The sequence below is a fragment of the Paenibacillus bouchesdurhonensis genome (assembly GCF_900155685.1).
GTDB classification, from domain to species: Bacteria; Bacillota; Bacilli; order Paenibacillales; family Paenibacillaceae; genus Fontibacillus; species Fontibacillus bouchesdurhonensis.
This window is the reverse complement of the sequence record NZ_LT732548.1, coordinates 111331-126063: the sequence shown is the minus strand read 5'-3', so window position 1 is coordinate 126063 and position 14733 is coordinate 111331. Positions and strand designations below refer to the sequence as shown.

General features: G+C 48.6%; 23 protein-coding genes. 1 reads left to right on the top strand and 22 read right to left on the bottom strand.

Going from position 1 to position 14733, the window contains the following annotated elements; all coding sequences use genetic code 11:
• Positions 1 to 17: 17 nt before the first annotated feature.
• The 6 genes from opp4B to rpsF all read right to left on the bottom strand — a co-directional run bounded on the left by opp4B (position 18) and on the right by rpsF (position 4410).
• Positions 18 to 980, bottom strand: a complete 963-nt coding sequence (gene opp4B / locus CZ379_RS04745) for an oligopeptide ABC transporter permease (RefSeq protein ID WP_110930606.1) — start codon at positions 978 to 980, stop codon at positions 18 to 20.
• Between the two features lie 6 nt (positions 981 to 986).
• Positions 987 to 1922: an ABC transporter ATP-binding protein gene (locus CZ379_RS04740; protein WP_110930605.1), complete on the bottom strand. Its 936-nt coding sequence runs from the start codon at positions 1920 to 1922 to the stop codon at positions 987 to 989.
• 4 nt (positions 1923 to 1926) lie between these two features.
• Complete coding sequence (locus CZ379_RS04735; protein WP_110930604.1) at positions 1927 to 2943, bottom strand: ABC transporter ATP-binding protein; 1017 nt, start codon at positions 2941 to 2943, stop codon at positions 1927 to 1929.
• Positions 2944 to 3268: 325 nt separating this feature from the next.
• Positions 3269 to 3538 (bottom strand): 30S ribosomal protein S18, encoded by a 270-nt coding sequence (rpsR, locus tag CZ379_RS04730; RefSeq protein ID WP_018750422.1) that lies wholly within the window; start codon positions 3536 to 3538, stop codon positions 3269 to 3271.
• A gap of 20 nt (positions 3539 to 3558) precedes the next feature.
• The gene (gene ssb / locus CZ379_RS04725; RefSeq protein ID WP_110930603.1) at positions 3559 to 4041 is read right to left on the bottom strand and encodes a single-stranded DNA-binding protein; all 483 of its coding nucleotides are present in this window, start codon (positions 4039 to 4041) and stop codon (positions 3559 to 3561) included.
• 84 nt (positions 4042 to 4125) lie between these two features.
• Entirely contained in the window at positions 4126 to 4410 is a 285-nt protein-coding gene (rpsF, locus tag CZ379_RS04720) for a 30S ribosomal protein S6 (RefSeq protein ID WP_019639411.1), read from the bottom strand.
• A gap of 192 nt (positions 4411 to 4602) precedes the next feature.
• On the opposite strand from rpsF, the gene CZ379_RS04715 reads away from it, so the two are divergent.
• On the top strand, positions 4603 to 4800 hold the full coding sequence (locus tag CZ379_RS04715; RefSeq protein ID WP_110930602.1) for a YjzC family protein: 198 nt from the start codon (positions 4603 to 4605) through the stop codon (positions 4798 to 4800).
• A 1166-nt stretch (positions 4801 to 5966) separates the two neighbouring features.
• Here CZ379_RS04715 and CZ379_RS04710 read toward each other — a convergent pair.
• The 16 genes from CZ379_RS04710 to CZ379_RS04645 form a co-directional block, all read right to left on the bottom strand.
• Positions 5967 to 6431 carry a phBC6A51 family helix-turn-helix protein gene (locus CZ379_RS04710; RefSeq protein WP_110930601.1) on the bottom strand — a complete coding sequence of 155 codons (465 nt, stop codon included), beginning with the start codon at positions 6429 to 6431 and terminating at the stop codon, positions 5967 to 5969.
• Positions 6424 to 7011, bottom strand: coding sequence for a hypothetical protein (locus CZ379_RS04705; RefSeq protein WP_199925471.1), 588 nt, complete (start codon positions 7009 to 7011; stop codon positions 6424 to 6426). The genes CZ379_RS04710 and CZ379_RS04705 overlap by 8 nt, the downstream gene beginning before the upstream one ends.
• The gene (locus CZ379_RS04700; RefSeq protein ID WP_110930599.1) at positions 6989 to 7207 is read right to left on the bottom strand and encodes a hypothetical protein; all 219 of its coding nucleotides are present in this window, start codon (positions 7205 to 7207) and stop codon (positions 6989 to 6991) included. Before CZ379_RS04700 ends, CZ379_RS04705 begins: the two co-directional genes overlap by 23 nt.
• A gap of 94 nt (positions 7208 to 7301) precedes the next feature.
• Complete coding sequence (locus CZ379_RS04695; RefSeq protein ID WP_110930598.1) at positions 7302 to 7862, bottom strand: hypothetical protein; 561 nt, start codon at positions 7860 to 7862, stop codon at positions 7302 to 7304.
• 73 nt (positions 7863 to 7935) lie between these two features.
• Positions 7936 to 9156 (bottom strand): hypothetical protein, encoded by a 1221-nt coding sequence (locus CZ379_RS04690; RefSeq protein ID WP_110930597.1) that lies wholly within the window; start codon positions 9154 to 9156, stop codon positions 7936 to 7938.
• Positions 9157 to 9582, bottom strand: coding sequence for a hypothetical protein (locus CZ379_RS04685; protein WP_110930596.1), 426 nt, complete (start codon positions 9580 to 9582; stop codon positions 9157 to 9159).
• Positions 9583 to 9638: 56 nt separating this feature from the next.
• Positions 9639 to 10325 carry a hypothetical protein gene (locus CZ379_RS04680; RefSeq protein WP_110930595.1) on the bottom strand — a complete coding sequence of 229 codons (687 nt, stop codon included), beginning with the start codon at positions 10323 to 10325 and terminating at the stop codon, positions 9639 to 9641.
• Between the two features lie 3 nt (positions 10326 to 10328).
• Positions 10329 to 10931 (bottom strand): hypothetical protein, encoded by a 603-nt coding sequence (locus CZ379_RS04675; RefSeq protein WP_110930594.1) that lies wholly within the window; start codon positions 10929 to 10931, stop codon positions 10329 to 10331.
• Entirely contained in the window at positions 10931 to 11548 is a 618-nt protein-coding gene (locus CZ379_RS04670) for a hypothetical protein (RefSeq protein WP_110930593.1), read from the bottom strand. The genes CZ379_RS04675 and CZ379_RS04670 overlap by 1 nt, the downstream gene beginning before the upstream one ends.
• The gene (locus tag CZ379_RS04665) at positions 11535 to 11993 is read right to left on the bottom strand and encodes a hypothetical protein (protein WP_110930592.1); all 459 of its coding nucleotides are present in this window, start codon (positions 11991 to 11993) and stop codon (positions 11535 to 11537) included. Before CZ379_RS04665 ends, CZ379_RS04670 begins: the two co-directional genes overlap by 14 nt.
• Positions 11990 to 12340, bottom strand: coding sequence for a cold-shock protein (locus CZ379_RS04660; protein WP_110930591.1), 351 nt, complete (start codon positions 12338 to 12340; stop codon positions 11990 to 11992). Before CZ379_RS04660 ends, CZ379_RS04665 begins: the two co-directional genes overlap by 4 nt.
• Positions 12341 to 12344: 4 nt before the next feature.
• Complete coding sequence (locus CZ379_RS25945; RefSeq protein WP_199925470.1) at positions 12345 to 12521, bottom strand: hypothetical protein; 177 nt, start codon at positions 12519 to 12521, stop codon at positions 12345 to 12347.
• Positions 12506 to 12820, bottom strand: coding sequence for a hypothetical protein (locus CZ379_RS04655; protein WP_110930590.1), 315 nt, complete (start codon positions 12818 to 12820; stop codon positions 12506 to 12508). The genes CZ379_RS25945 and CZ379_RS04655 overlap by 16 nt, the downstream gene beginning before the upstream one ends.
• Before the next feature lie 102 nt (positions 12821 to 12922).
• On the bottom strand, positions 12923 to 13285 hold the full coding sequence (locus CZ379_RS25940) for a hypothetical protein (RefSeq protein ID WP_199925469.1): 363 nt from the start codon (positions 13283 to 13285) through the stop codon (positions 12923 to 12925).
• Positions 13286 to 13424: 139 nt separating this feature from the next.
• Positions 13425 to 13649 carry a helix-turn-helix transcriptional regulator gene (locus CZ379_RS04650; RefSeq protein ID WP_110930589.1) on the bottom strand — a complete coding sequence of 75 codons (225 nt, stop codon included), beginning with the start codon at positions 13647 to 13649 and terminating at the stop codon, positions 13425 to 13427.
• Positions 13650 to 13721: 72 nt separating this feature from the next.
• Positions 13722 to 14552: a hypothetical protein gene (locus tag CZ379_RS04645; RefSeq protein WP_110930588.1), complete on the bottom strand. Its 831-nt coding sequence runs from the start codon at positions 14550 to 14552 to the stop codon at positions 13722 to 13724.
• Positions 14553 to 14733: the final 181 nt, after the last annotated feature.

The following is a 14733-nucleotide window of genomic DNA, read 5'->3' as shown; positions in this document are numbered from 1 at the left end:
CCCACACGTTCAAAGCGTTATTTAATCCGAATCCGAGGATCCACGATACCTAGAATAATATCCGAAATTAATGAGCCTAAAATCGATGCAATGCCGTACAGGAGAACCAGTGCAGTTACGACACTGAAATCACGGATCAAAATAGAGTTAAGAAAAAGCTGTCCCATCCCCGGATAGCTAAAAATATATTCTATAAAAACAGTTCCCCCGATCAGCCCTGTTATCTCGTAGCCAAAAAATGCGGCGATCGGCAGAAGCGAGTTGCGTAAAATATGATGCGTGTAAACGCGCGACTCGGACGCCCCTTTCGCCCGGGCCAATAGAATAAAATCCTTTTGCTTCGTATCGATAATTTCGCTGCGCAAATATTGCACCGTTGACACGGTAGTAATCAGAGCCATAGACAATGCGGGAAGCAGCAAATGATATATTTTGCTAACCATATAGTCGAAGGTTCCCGGCACAAGTCCAGGGGTCACGCTCCCCTCTGTCGGAAATACGCGGAGATGAAAGCCAAAGATCCATAGCATCAGCAAGGCAAATATAAATAAAGGGGCCGCAAAGCCAAGATACGTATAACCGGTGATCAATCGGTCTCCCCAGGTATCGTTGTAACGCCCGCTAATAATTCCGAGAGGAATCGCAATGAGATATGTAATGATTAACGTAACCAAGGACAACCAGATCGTATTGGTAATTCTCTGCCCAATCAGATCGGCAACAGGCATTTTAAATCTGAAGGACTGGCCCAGATCGCCCTGAACGGCCTTTGTGATCCAATCCCAGTACTGTACGTACCATGGATTATTAAGACCTAGCTTTTCTCGCTGCTCTTCGAGCATCGATGGATCGACACTCGGATCAAGCATCCCTGTCAAGGCATCCCCGGGCAAAGCCTTCGCCATAATAAACACAAGAATGCTCAGCAAAATAATTTGCGGGATCATGATCAACAGCCTGCGCAGAATCGTCTTCCACATCGATCTCTACCCCCTTTTGGGCAATGCGGCAAAGTGAGTAGCCGAGAGTGCCTTTAAGTCGTAAGCCAGTCCCTCGTCGTCAAAATACTGCGAATAGGCCTCGGCATATTCCTGGTGAACCAATTGGCGCAGCTGACGGCGATTCTCCCGCTGCCTGGGATCCAAATCTGGTATCGCTGCCAGAAGACGTTTCGTATAAATATGTTGAGGGTTCTCAAATATATCTTGCGTCGTGCCTTGCTCCACATGTCGCCCTTTGTACATAATGCCGATATAATCACACATATGACGGATAATGCCGAGATCATGGCTGATGAATAAATAAGTCAGATTAAGCTTCTTCTGAATATCCTGCATAAAGTTCAGCACCTGCGCTTGAACAGACACATCGAGTGAGGATACCGGCTCATCCGCAATAATCAGTTTGGGCTTCAATGCGATTGCCCGGGCAATACCAATGCGCTGTCGCTGCCCTCCGGAGAATTCGTGGGGATATTTATGTATCGTTTCCGCACTCAAGCCAACCTGTGTCAGGAGCTCTTGCACTTGCCGCTTCTCTTCAGCAGGCGACAAGCGCTCAAAATTGCGCAGCGGTTCTGCGATAATGTCCAGTACACGTTTCTTCGGATTTAATGAAGAATAGGGATCCTGGAAGATCATCTGGATATCTCTGCGATAACGGGAGCTACTACTTCTCATCCCATTTCCAATGTCTTTGCCCTGGAAAAGGATGGTTCCAGACGTGACTGGATTCAAGCCGATAATCGCCCGTCCAGTCGTCGTCTTCCCCGATCCCGATTCTCCGACGAGGCCATAGGTATGGCCCGGTTCAATGTTCAGATTAACTCCGTCCACCGCCTTCACCCGATCAATGACTCGTCTAAAAATTCCGCCGTATACTGGAAAATGCACCTTCAAATTTCTAACCTCAAGAAGCGCCATATTCCTATTCCTCCTTTTGGTGATCAAGGAAGTGAAAATTTCTAAAGCATGTACATCGGACATAATGTCCCGGCTCGACCTCAAGCAGCCGCGGATCGGCTTCATGAGCCGTTTCATCGATCCACGGGATTCGCGAACGAAAGCGACATCCCTGACGCGGCAGATGCTTCAGTGAAGGCACGACCCCGTGGATGACATGCAGCCTCGTTCTTTCCTCGCTCACTGTAGGTATGGAGCTCAATAATGATCTGGTATAGGGGTGCTTCGCATTCGTCATCAGTGTACCAATTGAAGCGGTTTCAACAATTTGCCCGGCATACATGACCGCTACGCGATCCGCCATTTCTGCTACAACACCTAAATCATGAGTTATTAAAATAATTCCCGCATCCATGTCTTCCTTCAATCGCCGAATCAGCTCCAAAATTTGTAGCTGGATGGTGACGTCGAGAGCCGTCGTCGGCTCATCAGCAATCAATAGCTTGGGCTGATTGGCGATCGCAATGGCAATGACAACCCGCTGCCGCATCCCACCGGATAGTTCATGGGGATATTGTCCATAAGCATATTCAGGACGGGGAATCCCGACCTTCTGCAATAGTTCGATCGCTCGTTCTTTCCTATGTTTCTTGGATTTCTTAGATCGCACAGTTTGCTTGGATTCGTGAAGAAGCAGCACTTCTTCAATTTGTTCACCAATGATCATCAGAGGATTGAGTGCGGATAAAGGATCTTGGAAGATCATGCTGATTTCATTGCCACGAAGCCTGTTTAACTCAGCTGGAGACAGTGCTGTGAGGTTCTGTCCTTTATACTGAATCTGTCCCTGAACTTGAGCCCGCGTATGCAATCCCATAATGGAGAAAGCCAAAGCGCTTTTGCCTGACCCGGATTCACCGACAATGGCCAGTATTTCATTCTTATTCACCGTTAAACTTACGTCATCTACGGCAGCATACAGCTCGTCTGAAATACGGAAAGAGGTCGACAGATTCTCGATTCTTAAGAGTTCTTCAGCCACATTCATCACCCTATCGCAAGGTTTAGTATAACGTTTAAGAAGTCGCCCAAAAACAATAATTCTTCCCTATTTACTTGGTTTTAAATTTTAACTTAAAAGAACTATTTAATATATAAATAACCTTTACTAGAAATTTATTCTTTTTATTTACTATATATTAATCCCATTTATATTCCAAGTGTTTTTTTGTAATTAAGGATATGAATGGTAATCATGAACAAATAAAAAAATCCCCTTCGTTCAACAAAGCTCAAGTTTTCCTCTGAACGAGGTTCTTGTCCTTGTTTACTTAAAGGGGATTTTGTATAACTTGTCGTCTATGCAATTACTCCGTAGTGTACGGAAGCAATGCGATTTGACGGGAGCGTTTGATTGCAATCGTCAGCAGACGTTGATACTTCGCGCTCGTACCAGTCACACGACGTGGCAAAATTTTACCGCGCTCGCTGATGAATTTCTTGAGCAGTTCAGTATCTTTATAGTCAATGTGAGTAATTTTGTTCACAGTGAAGAAACATACTTTACGACGTTTGTTGCGGCCGCCGCGGCGTGCCGGTCTTTTGTCGTCTCCGCCTTCTCTTTGCTTGAAGCTCATGCTATTCAGTCCTTCCTATATTAAAATGGCAAATCGTCATCCGAAATATCGATCGGCTTCCCATCGTCAGAGAATGGATCTTGATTGCTGCGTGAGAAATTGCTGCTGCGGTTGCTATTGCCGCCTGCGCTGCTTCCTCCAAATGGATTCTCCTCACGCTGTCCGCCACCACTGCCACCTTCACGATTAGACTCCAAGAAACGGACATTATCAGCAATGACTTCGGTTACGTATACACGTTTGCCTTCGTTATTCTCGTAATTCCGTACCTGAATGCGTCCTTCAACCGCTGTGAGGCGACCCTTACGCAAGTAATTCGCGCACGTCTCAGCCAGTTGTCTCCAAGTTACGACCGGAATAAAATCCGCTTCGCGCTCTCCGCCCTGCGATGTGAACGGTCTGTCCACGGCAATCGTGAACTGAGTAACCGCTACGCCAGACGGCGTATAACGCAGTTCGGGATCTCTAGTTAGACGTCCGATCAGAATGACACGGTTCAACAATCCAATCCCCTCCTCCGGGCTAATGTTTTTACAAAGTACAATTAGGTTTGAAAAAGTCTAAACAGACTTTCTGCATACCTACATTTAGGCTACGTCTTTCGTAATGAGATAACGGATAACCTCATCGGAAATCTTCAGAATCCGCTCGAGCTCAGCAACGACATCAGGAGTCGCTGTGAAGTTCACGAGAACGTAAATACCGTCACGGATCTTGTTAATCTCATACGCAAGCCGGCGTTTGCCCATCACTTCGTGCTTTGTAATTTCACCGCCGTTTTGGATGATGCCTTGGAATTTGTCAACTACAGCTTGAACAGCTTCTTGTTCAAGTTCAGGACGAATAATGTACATCACTTCATATTTGCGCATATATGTCACCTCCTCTTGGACTATGGCCCCCACCTTGTTACACATGGGAGCAAGGAACGAGCTTTAACTCGCACCAAAATATTATATCAAACCCGCGTTAACCCTGCAAGTATGAAACACGAACGAACTACATACAATAGTCATGCTTCTTACCTATATCACAACTAAATTATTCCGAAAGGAGGTCTTGTCATGGGTGAACAGACCGAATTTGAGCCCGGAGACAAAGCACCCAACCCCGGCATCTACACTGAAGTAGGCGAGGCGCGCAGTTTCCATACGCAAATCAAGAACCCCAAGCGAATCGAATTGAAACGCGGTGAGACATTTCCCGAGACGACCAACAAGGATCGCAAGTGGAAAAAAGCCGAAAAAGCTCGCGTTCACTAATTTAAATAGCGTTTGCGTCATCATGGAAATTTTATAATACGAATTCGTGTATAAAACACTCCAACCTGCACATAATACACTTAGACGGCGATGCAAAGAGAGGTGTGGTTCCGTTGGAGCATCCACGAGCAACACAGCTGTCTGGAGTCTTATTCACTACCCGTTAGAAGCACAAGATCGCGAATTGAGAAAGACCCCTCTTTGTCACTTCGTTAAAGCCTAGGCGAAGATCAAATGTTTCTTAGTCGTGAGAGAAGAATTCCAATCCGCATCCCGTCTGCAAATGGAGAACCCGCAAGGGTTCTCCTTTGTTATTACATGTGGTTTGTGGTTGAGCCTATAACACCAAAAAAATCCCCCACATCAGCAGGAGATTCAAATTTATAATTATTTAATTGAAAGGGTGAGATACCCTGCATTTCATTACGGGACTGCGATGATTACGCTATCGAAGCTAATGCTCCGACGACCCCACTCTGTGGGTTCTCATCCCGGCTAATTATAGTCTTATAACTATAATGGCGGAAAGGGTGGGATTCGAACCCACGCACGCTTTGACACGCCTAACTGATTTCGAGTCACATATCTGCGCATTGACTCCGGGATTTCCCCGTTACATCAACGTTCAGTTATACGCACACATACCGGACTGACTCTGATAGTTCTACGTTATTTCGATTATCTACTATTATAATAGAAGCGCGATAGGAGTCAAGATCGAATACTTACATTTTATACCACCGAGTTGTGGGAACTGTTTGGATTGGGAGGGGGCCTGTTGGAGGGCCTTCGAGGGGGTGCCTTGGGGGGTTACCACTTTACTGCATTACAGTAACAAAGATACCTAGGTGATTGATAATCATGTAGATGAACGAACAAACCCGCAAACCCGCGCCCCGCCTACGTTTCTAGCGTTTGGTCGCGTGGTAGTGGCGTAGGATCGGCGCGTAATCTGCATATTTATACGGGAATCGCCGAATCTTCCGCATTCCGACCGCCTAACCCCCCGAGTTTTCAGACGCGCGGGCAGCGGGAGCGCGCTGTTGATTATTCGCGTTTAATCCGAATTAATCCGAAAGTAAAGCGCCTGTAACACGTATGGTTACACGTAGTCACAAGCGCAAGCATTTCGGACTCTATTCGTTTTGTAACCGTAAAATTTGTGGTTACTTCTCTTCTGTTCCGTTAATCATCGCATTCAAATCGTCAATCTCTGCGCGAATCTCATCGTCAGTCTTACGCTTAGTCTCGACTTCACTTCGCATATCTTCAACGACGGTTCGATCGGTCAGCAATCCGTATCTACGCATGAACAAGTCGAGCGCTTTAACGGAAGGAATCCCGTTTGATCCACCGCGGATCGCGCGCATGAGTTGCGTATAAACTTCGCTCCTCATCGAGTCAAGGTTACGCTCCGCCAAGTAATTACCGTACGCGGTGAAATGTTCTTGCGACTTCCATTCGAACAGCGTTGACCGCGCGATCCCGATCTCATCCGCGAGCTCCTGCATTGTCTTCTTCTTTCCATCCGCACCTAATAACTCGCCCCATTCATTTTGTATGATGAGTTCCGCAGCTCTTCGTTGTTGCGGTGTTAGCTGCGCCTCTAATACTTTGCGTTGTCTACTCACTAATATCGTCCCCCTCTATAATCTTATTCGCGGCATCAATCGCAGCCTGTAGCGCCGCCGGATCGGATAACAAGCGCTCGGCCTCTTTCCGTACGGTCATATCGTGTTTACCGTGCTGGTTGAATATATCGTGACCTAGGCCGTCATCCTTCGTAAACCATCCGATATATATATGGAGCTTTCGCATTTCATCGCTAATGTTGATCTCATCGCTTTTTCCCGCGTCGATCATTCCGTTAATATGATTCATCATGTCCAGCGTAGCCGAAGCGCCTAACGCATGTATCCCGGAAAAGAATCCGACTGAATGCGCAAGGAGCCCCGCAATCTCCGCATACTCCGCAAGCTTGTCCGTATCAATCCGCGTAACCTGCCCGGCCGCTAGAATCGACGCGTATTTGACCGCGATTGCCCTAAACGGCTGCAGGCGCTCGACCAACGCAAGCGATAACGGCATTTCGACGCATCGTTTACGTTCTGGCGGATCGGGTGAGAGCCCTTGCTCAATTCGTATCTGGCGCAGACGCTCCGTTAATGCTGCGGTATCGACGCGCAGCTCATCGTTCGTCATGTGACTCATCGGCTTCCCCCTCTCCGGATATTTCGTCCTCAATCGTAAATAGCGCGGTTGTTATCTCGTCATTCAACGCCTGCAGCACGGCAAGACGCGTCTCAGGGTCAGGTACCGCGCCCAATACTGCGCTGATTACTGCGGCTAGTTCCGATAATGGCTGCGCGACATCGATCGTACACTCGATTAGGTTCCGTTGTTCCATTCCGTTCCCTCCGTTTCAATTGGGTGCAAAGTGCGTAGTTTAAAAGCGCACAAAAAGAGCCCGCATGATTGCGAGCTCCTTACGTTTTATTCCGTTATTTACTTAACGCGTCGACTTGCGCCTGCAGCTTTGTGATTTCCGCTTCGGCTGCGTCGATTTTCGCTTGATATTCTGCGACCTTTTCGCGAGTCTTCGTTAAGTTAGATTGGAGGATTTCGAGACTCCCCGGAAGCTCCTCCTCGCGTGCTTCTTCTTTTGCGATTGAATCCAGAAGCGTCTTCTCGTGAATTAACTCCAATTCGATTAGCTCTTGCGTCGATCTATTGACGTTTTTCAATCGAGTAATTTCATTGACGAGAGTTAGCGCTTCATCACTTAGCGCGTTCCCTTCCGGCTTGACTGATTGAGTACCCATAGTTATCGTCTTCCCTTCAACGTTTAACGGAATCCCTGTCGCCTCCGCCAACGCACGAACAGGCACATAAGCCGAGCCGTTAATTACCGCGCCGTCAGCGACTTTCGTTCCGTCTGTTTTCTGTACCGTATATGTCCCGGTTACTTTCGCACCGACTAACGATTTAATAGAGTCCGCGAGAACCGAAGTTCCTCCGAATAATAGCGCGCCTACCATAATTCCAGCGATAAACTTTTTCATTGTTTCGACCTCCCTGGTAATTCTTTCTTATTACTATTATCGTCCAAAGAGGCCGAAAGTTTCAATGAATATATTAAACCGTGTGTTGGTGCGAGAAGCCACTATAAGACGACCAGGTATGGACTTGTCCGTTTACGTCTTTGAACTGTGTGCCGTTGGGGAATCCGTGGTTATGTGATCCGCCGGTCGAGCTGGACGTTGACTCCCCACGTGAAACCTTATTACTGAGCAAGCCCGACAGTCCCTCTATCTTGGACGCACTCAGCCCGGAAATGTTATTCGCGCGTGAGAAATCCAGGTTCCCCTGAAAGTAAATCCATCCGTTTACCGCCGCGAACATCATATCGCTAAGCGACGTTATTTGAAATATCGAGTCTCCCCCGTTAATGTAACCGGATGACCCCCCGGACGACTTCGCGAACGATATTGCACTCATTCCGTACGTATCGTTAGAATTAATCGATATTCTTTCGCGGTTATTTTGGTCATACGTCCGCCAACCACGGCTGTCCATCTCAACTCGCGCCCCGCTCGCGGCCGTCCGGATTAATGCGCCCGTTATCGTACCGCCGGTAATATTTGAGCTCTGCATCGAACTATTTTCTATCTGGCCCGTTAGTGTAATTTTTCGCGCAATAACGTTGCCCTGCATATCCGCATGTAAACCCGCACCATTCGCCGGCCATTTACGCAGCGGCCTAGACTCGCGAATAGGACGGATGTGGCTTTTGATGTCGCTGGGCGTAACGGTATACCTAACGAGATTGCCTCCGATAGTCTCGTTTGTTAGCCGTTCGTATGCTCGTAAGATTGCGCGGTCAACCGGTATCCCACGTTGAAGCAGCTTATCGATACTCGCCAGGGCTTCTTGCGACCGTCCGGCTACCGCAAATATCTCCTGATTGTTCGGAACTTGGCGATCGATCTTAAAATCGTCAATATAGCGCAACTGATAATATGCCGGCGTACCGTCCTCAATCACGTGAACGTATGCGCCGAACTCAATACCGAACTTTCCGCCGTCATAGTGAGGATTCGCGCTCTTAAACTCCGTGTACGACTTTCGAGCCGCGTCCGCAATATCGGCCACTGTGCTCCGCTCGTCGATGGCCGCAAACAGGCTGTCGCAGATTTCCAACTCCCCGGACGTAAATATAACCTTATTTCCCACCTGCCGCAGTTTGTTATACTCATCGTGTACGTGGTAACTAACCCCATTTTTGCAGGCAGAAACGCGAGTATCAGCGTATGCGTAAATACTTCCGTCAAGATAAAAAGAAACACAAAGACTCAATTATGACAGCCCCTCTCGAATAGCTTTCGCAATCATGTCGCGATACTCCTCGGCGTTCTGCTTAAGTGGTCGCTCTAGGTACTTGGGCGTTGTACCTGGCGTTGTCGGGTCTTTATATGCAATGCCGGAAAAACCGTCACCCGAGTGAAGTTCATGCGTGATTAGTGCATAGTTAACCCTGGCATCGTACTCGTCCGTCTCCGTCGCGTTATAGTAGACTTCGCCCTCGACAACGTCGCCGTTAACCTCTACGTTCGTACCGGCGGTCAACCGGAGCGTCCCCTTGTCATGAGGAGCCAAGTCTCGTGAAGTATTGAGCAAACTATCAGTAGCATCGTGTACGCCAACTTCTGCAGCTTTAATAACCTGGTTCTTTGATCTCTCTAAACCACCCAACAAACCGCTAATGTCAAACTCGATACTCATCCATTCTCCCCCTCGTAATTAAAAAGAGCCGGCGCTTTTACACAGACCCTCCGATTTTATTCGTTAATCAATGACTCATAATCGTTAATTATGTTCTGATACTGACTCCCTAGTGTGGCGGTAACTCCTAACAACATCATCGAATTGACGGGCGGGGTCTTCCGCAGATTTCCGACTAACTCCAATGCTTCGCGCGCTTGTGCCCGTCTGTCTGTTTCGGCCCTCTTTTTTACGCCTTCATATGCCGTGCGTACGGTTAGCCCGTTAGTAATGCTCCTGTTAACTGCCGGGCCAATCGCAGTGAAATCGTCAAGGATCATTTGCGCTAAGTACGGGTCGTTCGTCGAACGCATAAGGTCAAGCATTTTGGTCGCGGCAGTACGATCATTAAATACGAGCAGTTCCGTTTTAAGCGTTCCGTATTTGTCATTAAAGTCTCGAATTACGTCGTCCGCTGGCTTCGCATTTGGTTGGTTAATTGCAGCTCTGGCGTTCTTTTCAGCAGCATCAAGCTCCTTATCGACCTCTTTTTTGGCCGCTCGGATGATTTTTGCAACCTCTAACGCGCCCTCTCTTCGAATCTCATCCTGTTTTTGGGCAATGCCGATGCCTGATAATGCAGGGTCTAACTGCACCTCCTTGGCCGATTCTTTTACCTGGCTAAAAATTGGCCTAACTGCTTCAATCACTGAATTTCCATAAATTAAATCTTTCGCATTTTGGATATGTTGTTGGTAAGACATTAATTAAACAACCCCTTCGTATTTTCGTTTTAAAGCAGCGTACTTCGCGATATCCTTCGTTGACGACGTCCTTTGCGCCTCTTCTCGCGCTGCTTCTACGTCTTCCGCTGTTACTTTCGGCGGTTCCGGTGCGGCTGGCGGCTGATAGGTACCTTCCTCTTGCGCCTGTTTAACGGATTTCAGACGCGAATACAACGAGGACATTTCGGGCGTCGGATTGTGGCGCGCGACCCGATACGCCTCGTCAATGTCTTTTTGTGTGACCTTACCGCCCGAATCGAGTAAGTCATGGAGACGTTCGCGAGAAATGCGCCAGTCGATATGCTGCGTTTTTTCCTTCGCGTAATGCGCGAAACGGTCACGCATGATAGCCGCCCGGGCCTTATCGTTGGGATCGCCGGTTTTCTCCGCCTTGGCTTCGAGTTCAGTGATATATGATTCAGTCGGATGTGCGTAAAACTTAACGCCAGATTCTTCGTTAAAGAACTCCGCGACCGTTTCTTCGTATCGTTTTTTGGCGAGAGCGTAGTCCGCAATTTTACGCGGATTCCCAGCGGCGAGTACCTTCATTTCTTCGAGTTGCGATAGTGTTGTTCCGAGCTCCATTACGCCTTACCTCCCGACGTCGGGAATTTCGTCGGTCGCTCGCCGCGTGCAAGTTGCGCCAAGTCGTCCGGAGTAAGACCGGCTCTAACTACCGGGTTATTCGTTGACTGCATTTGCCCCTTAATAGAGACAAGTTTATACTCGTACCCGGAGCCTAGTGTTGATTTCGCGTCCTCATATACCGCATCAATTTCCTCGACTAGTGATAGAATCCGCTCAAACTCATCGGCATAAGCGGCGGCAGCGGCGTTCAACTTTGCCAATGCTGGCTCTAGCGTTTCCGCCATTACCTCGTTTGGATAAAAATCGGTATTCCAAGCATCAACAATTCCGTCGTGCCCACCAAGCGGCCCCGCAAGGCTTAGGCCAATGTTTACCTCTGCTTCTACACGTCGTAGTGTGCGCTCGGCCTCTTCGATCTTTCTGTCTAGCTCCTCAATCTCCGCGGCTTTATCTTTGCCTTCCGTTATTGATTTCCGCACGGCTGCCGTATACTCAGCTTTCAAAGCCTGTACTTCTTCAACCGCAGACTGCTTCCGCCGTTGCATCTCGGCACGCCTCTGTCCTATCTCTGCTGACTGCTTCTTATATGTCTCAATGGCTTCAAATTTCTTCACTTTTTCCGTCCTCCGTACTCTCAATTTTTGAAATTAGATACTGCAAAAATCTCACTAATACGCTGCGCCAACCGGTAGGCGTCGCTAACTCCTCTTCCGGCTGTTCCTCTATTTCCTCCGGGTAGATATCACGATATACCTCAATACTATCCGCAATAATCCGGCGAAGATGTGCCGTGTCCGAAGGATGTAAAATCTCGACGTTAATGTCCGGTTCTACCATTGCAGACGCGAATAACCCCCGATCCGAAGTCTGAAAGTCGATGATCTCATAGAATCCAGCAAACTCCGCCATTTCGAGTGCAAGCTGAACAGCCATGACCGGATCGGTACACGGCACTGCAATGGATGTCTGATAATCGCCAGCCTTTCCGTAAAGTTGTGCGGCCAGTAGCGGCTGAACGCCTTCGACCTCCACGAAACCAGCGATAATTATCGGTCTCATGATACAAGCCTCACGTCCTTGGCACACGGCCGGCCCCGGTTGTCCTCGCTGGGTTCAAAACTAACGCGATCCCCGCGCATAAAATACATCGTATCGGTCGCGTCGCTCACGTTACTGATATGAAAATATACGTCCGGTTCACCTTTAACACGTAGAAAACCGAATCCCCTTCCGATATCAAACATTTTGACAACGCCCTGCTTAATTGACAGGTTGGTCTGCACTTTCTTGCGTTTCTCCTTTGGCGGTGCGACCGTTGATTTATATGGAGTCGGAACAACTCGCGAAAGAACCTCCGCCATTTCTTCATGAGGCAAGCCCTTCCATGTATGCGATTCAATAAACATCTTGTTACCTCCCGTTATATTTCGTTGCGATATAGGGCGCCTGCATCCGGATCGTCGCCTCGCCAACGCTGTCCCCGTAATAAAGCGTATATTCTCGACCAGTCTTCGTATTTTTCAACGTAACGCGGCGCTGGTGATATTCGGCCGGTTCGATTGCGGTTACTACTATTGCGTTAGCCATTTAGGGCGGCCTCCTCCGTGGATTTCAATCGCCCTTACGATCGCATCCCTAACTTCCGCCTTCGAAACGCCGTAATCTCGCGTCGGTTTAAGCGCCTTGCACGCTTCAATCGCGGTTTTCTCTAGCAAACGGCATTGACCAATGACGTCGAGCTTTGCGAAGGTGCTAACGTTAAGCCAGCCGCCTACAAAAACGACAATATCGTCAAACAGCCGATCGACTTCCGGGCAATCGATAACGAACTCCTCGAACTTAAGCGGTCGTTTTGTGCCGTAATCAACCTCGTACATATTCCGCATTTAAACCACCTTTTTAACGTTATGAGTATAATCTATCCTGCTTCGTAACTAGGCGCCTACAAACCCACGTCTGGCGCGGCTTTCAAACGTCTAAATACGGAATTAATCGGCGGTCTTACGTCCCTTCCGAGCCCGATCCAACTCCCTACGCCGAGCCTGCGCACACGACGGACAATAACGCTGTCTATTCGATCGCCGCGCAAATGGTAATCCGCATGTGACGCACTTGGCGCCGGGCTCCGAGTCTGCAGCATAGTAGGCGTCTGATAGCGCTAAATCAACCGGCAGCACAGCATGTTCAAAATACAGGCAGCGGATCGTACCAGCTTCGATAAACGGCGCGGCCTGCGGATCATCGCGGTAAAAGTTACAGCGCGGTTGTCCGTTTGGCTCGATTCGGCAGCCATTAGAGCCGCAGAAATTAGCGCATTGATTGCGGGCGAGTGTCTTAATACGATTTAACATTTCGTTTCTTCCTTGTTGCGGAGTGTTGCCGTCTACCTCCGTCTTAAATTTCGCCGGCTTGACCGAGGATGTCCGCCTCGTACGGTATTACGATATCGCGGTGAATTATTAAAGTATAAGTGCAAAAATATAAGCGCCGTCATAGCGCAAGTTTAGCGGATTCCTTAGCCCGCGTGATTGCTTCGATAATTTCATCGCCGGTGCCAAATTTCTGCGCGATCTTAATGCGTAGTGCATGGGATACGGGTCTATGCCCGCTCTCTACCGCCGCAATACATGACCTAGACACGTTTAAAGCTTGGGCAAATTCGTTTTGCACCATATTTTGGCTTATCCTAATTGCTCTCACAGCGTCCCCACTCATTTCATAAACCCCCTTTTGTTCTATCCGTTACTTTTGGGGCAAAAAAAAGATATTCCTTTCTCTCCCCATCTATTAGGATGCATATCCCAGGTAAAACTCCCTTTCCTCTTCGTGCGGTTGATATAGGTTGTAAATAACGACCGATCCGGCCAAGGCTGCTGCGTCTTCTTCCGTCCGCCATCTTTTATAGTCGTTAGGGAAATATCCGAAGTCCGAGTCCATCGTGACCTCGGTCGGTATGCGTCTCCCTCTTTCTTGGCGCAGTTTTGCGACCGTTATCGCGTCCCCGATATCCTCTGTTACACTTTCCCCGCGCTGGCTAATTTCGAAAAGTTCCGCCGGCGAGTAGAACGGATACTCTAAGTCCTGACGCTCGCGGTATCTAAGCAAACGAATATCCCCATCATTCCGCTGCCGCCGCTTTTTGAGCGTGCCATAAGTTGCGTGACACGGATAGCGGCACACTTTCGCATTAATCCGGCGTGATCGATCGATAAACTCGCAGCCACACACTTCGCAGACCTTAACACGCCGTTGCTCGTATTCCGTTAGCTCTCCGCCAATGCACACGAGATAATACAAACGATCGAGATACTGGCGGGCACAGCTCCCAACTTGCGGAGTCTCTTCGTCTTTGTCGGCGGCGAGTCTCGCACGATCCCGCAGCGACAACCCTTTCGCATGATCTTCCGCCAGGACGTAATCAGCCAATCGTTCCAACCGCGACGTCTCGGCGTATGTCGGTAATCTACCGTCGCCCCCGACGTGTGTCTCGCGATAATACTCGGTTACATGGGCAGCGGTTGATTTCGCGGCCTGAATGCGTGTTTCTATCGAGTGGTGAGCGTGGCGGCGATAGTCAGCGCGCTTCGTGTTCGGATACATCTCACATGATTTGTTCAAACGGGGTTCCTCCTAATTGGACGCGATTCCCGCAAACGGAGCCGGCCCTATTATCGTTCTGTTCTTCTTCGAATAATCTTCTACGCGCATCTAAATCTCTTAGCTATTTCATACTCTTATCCGCGAATTAGGATTTTAATATATTAATCGTCCGCTAGGAATGAGTGAAACGAATGACGAC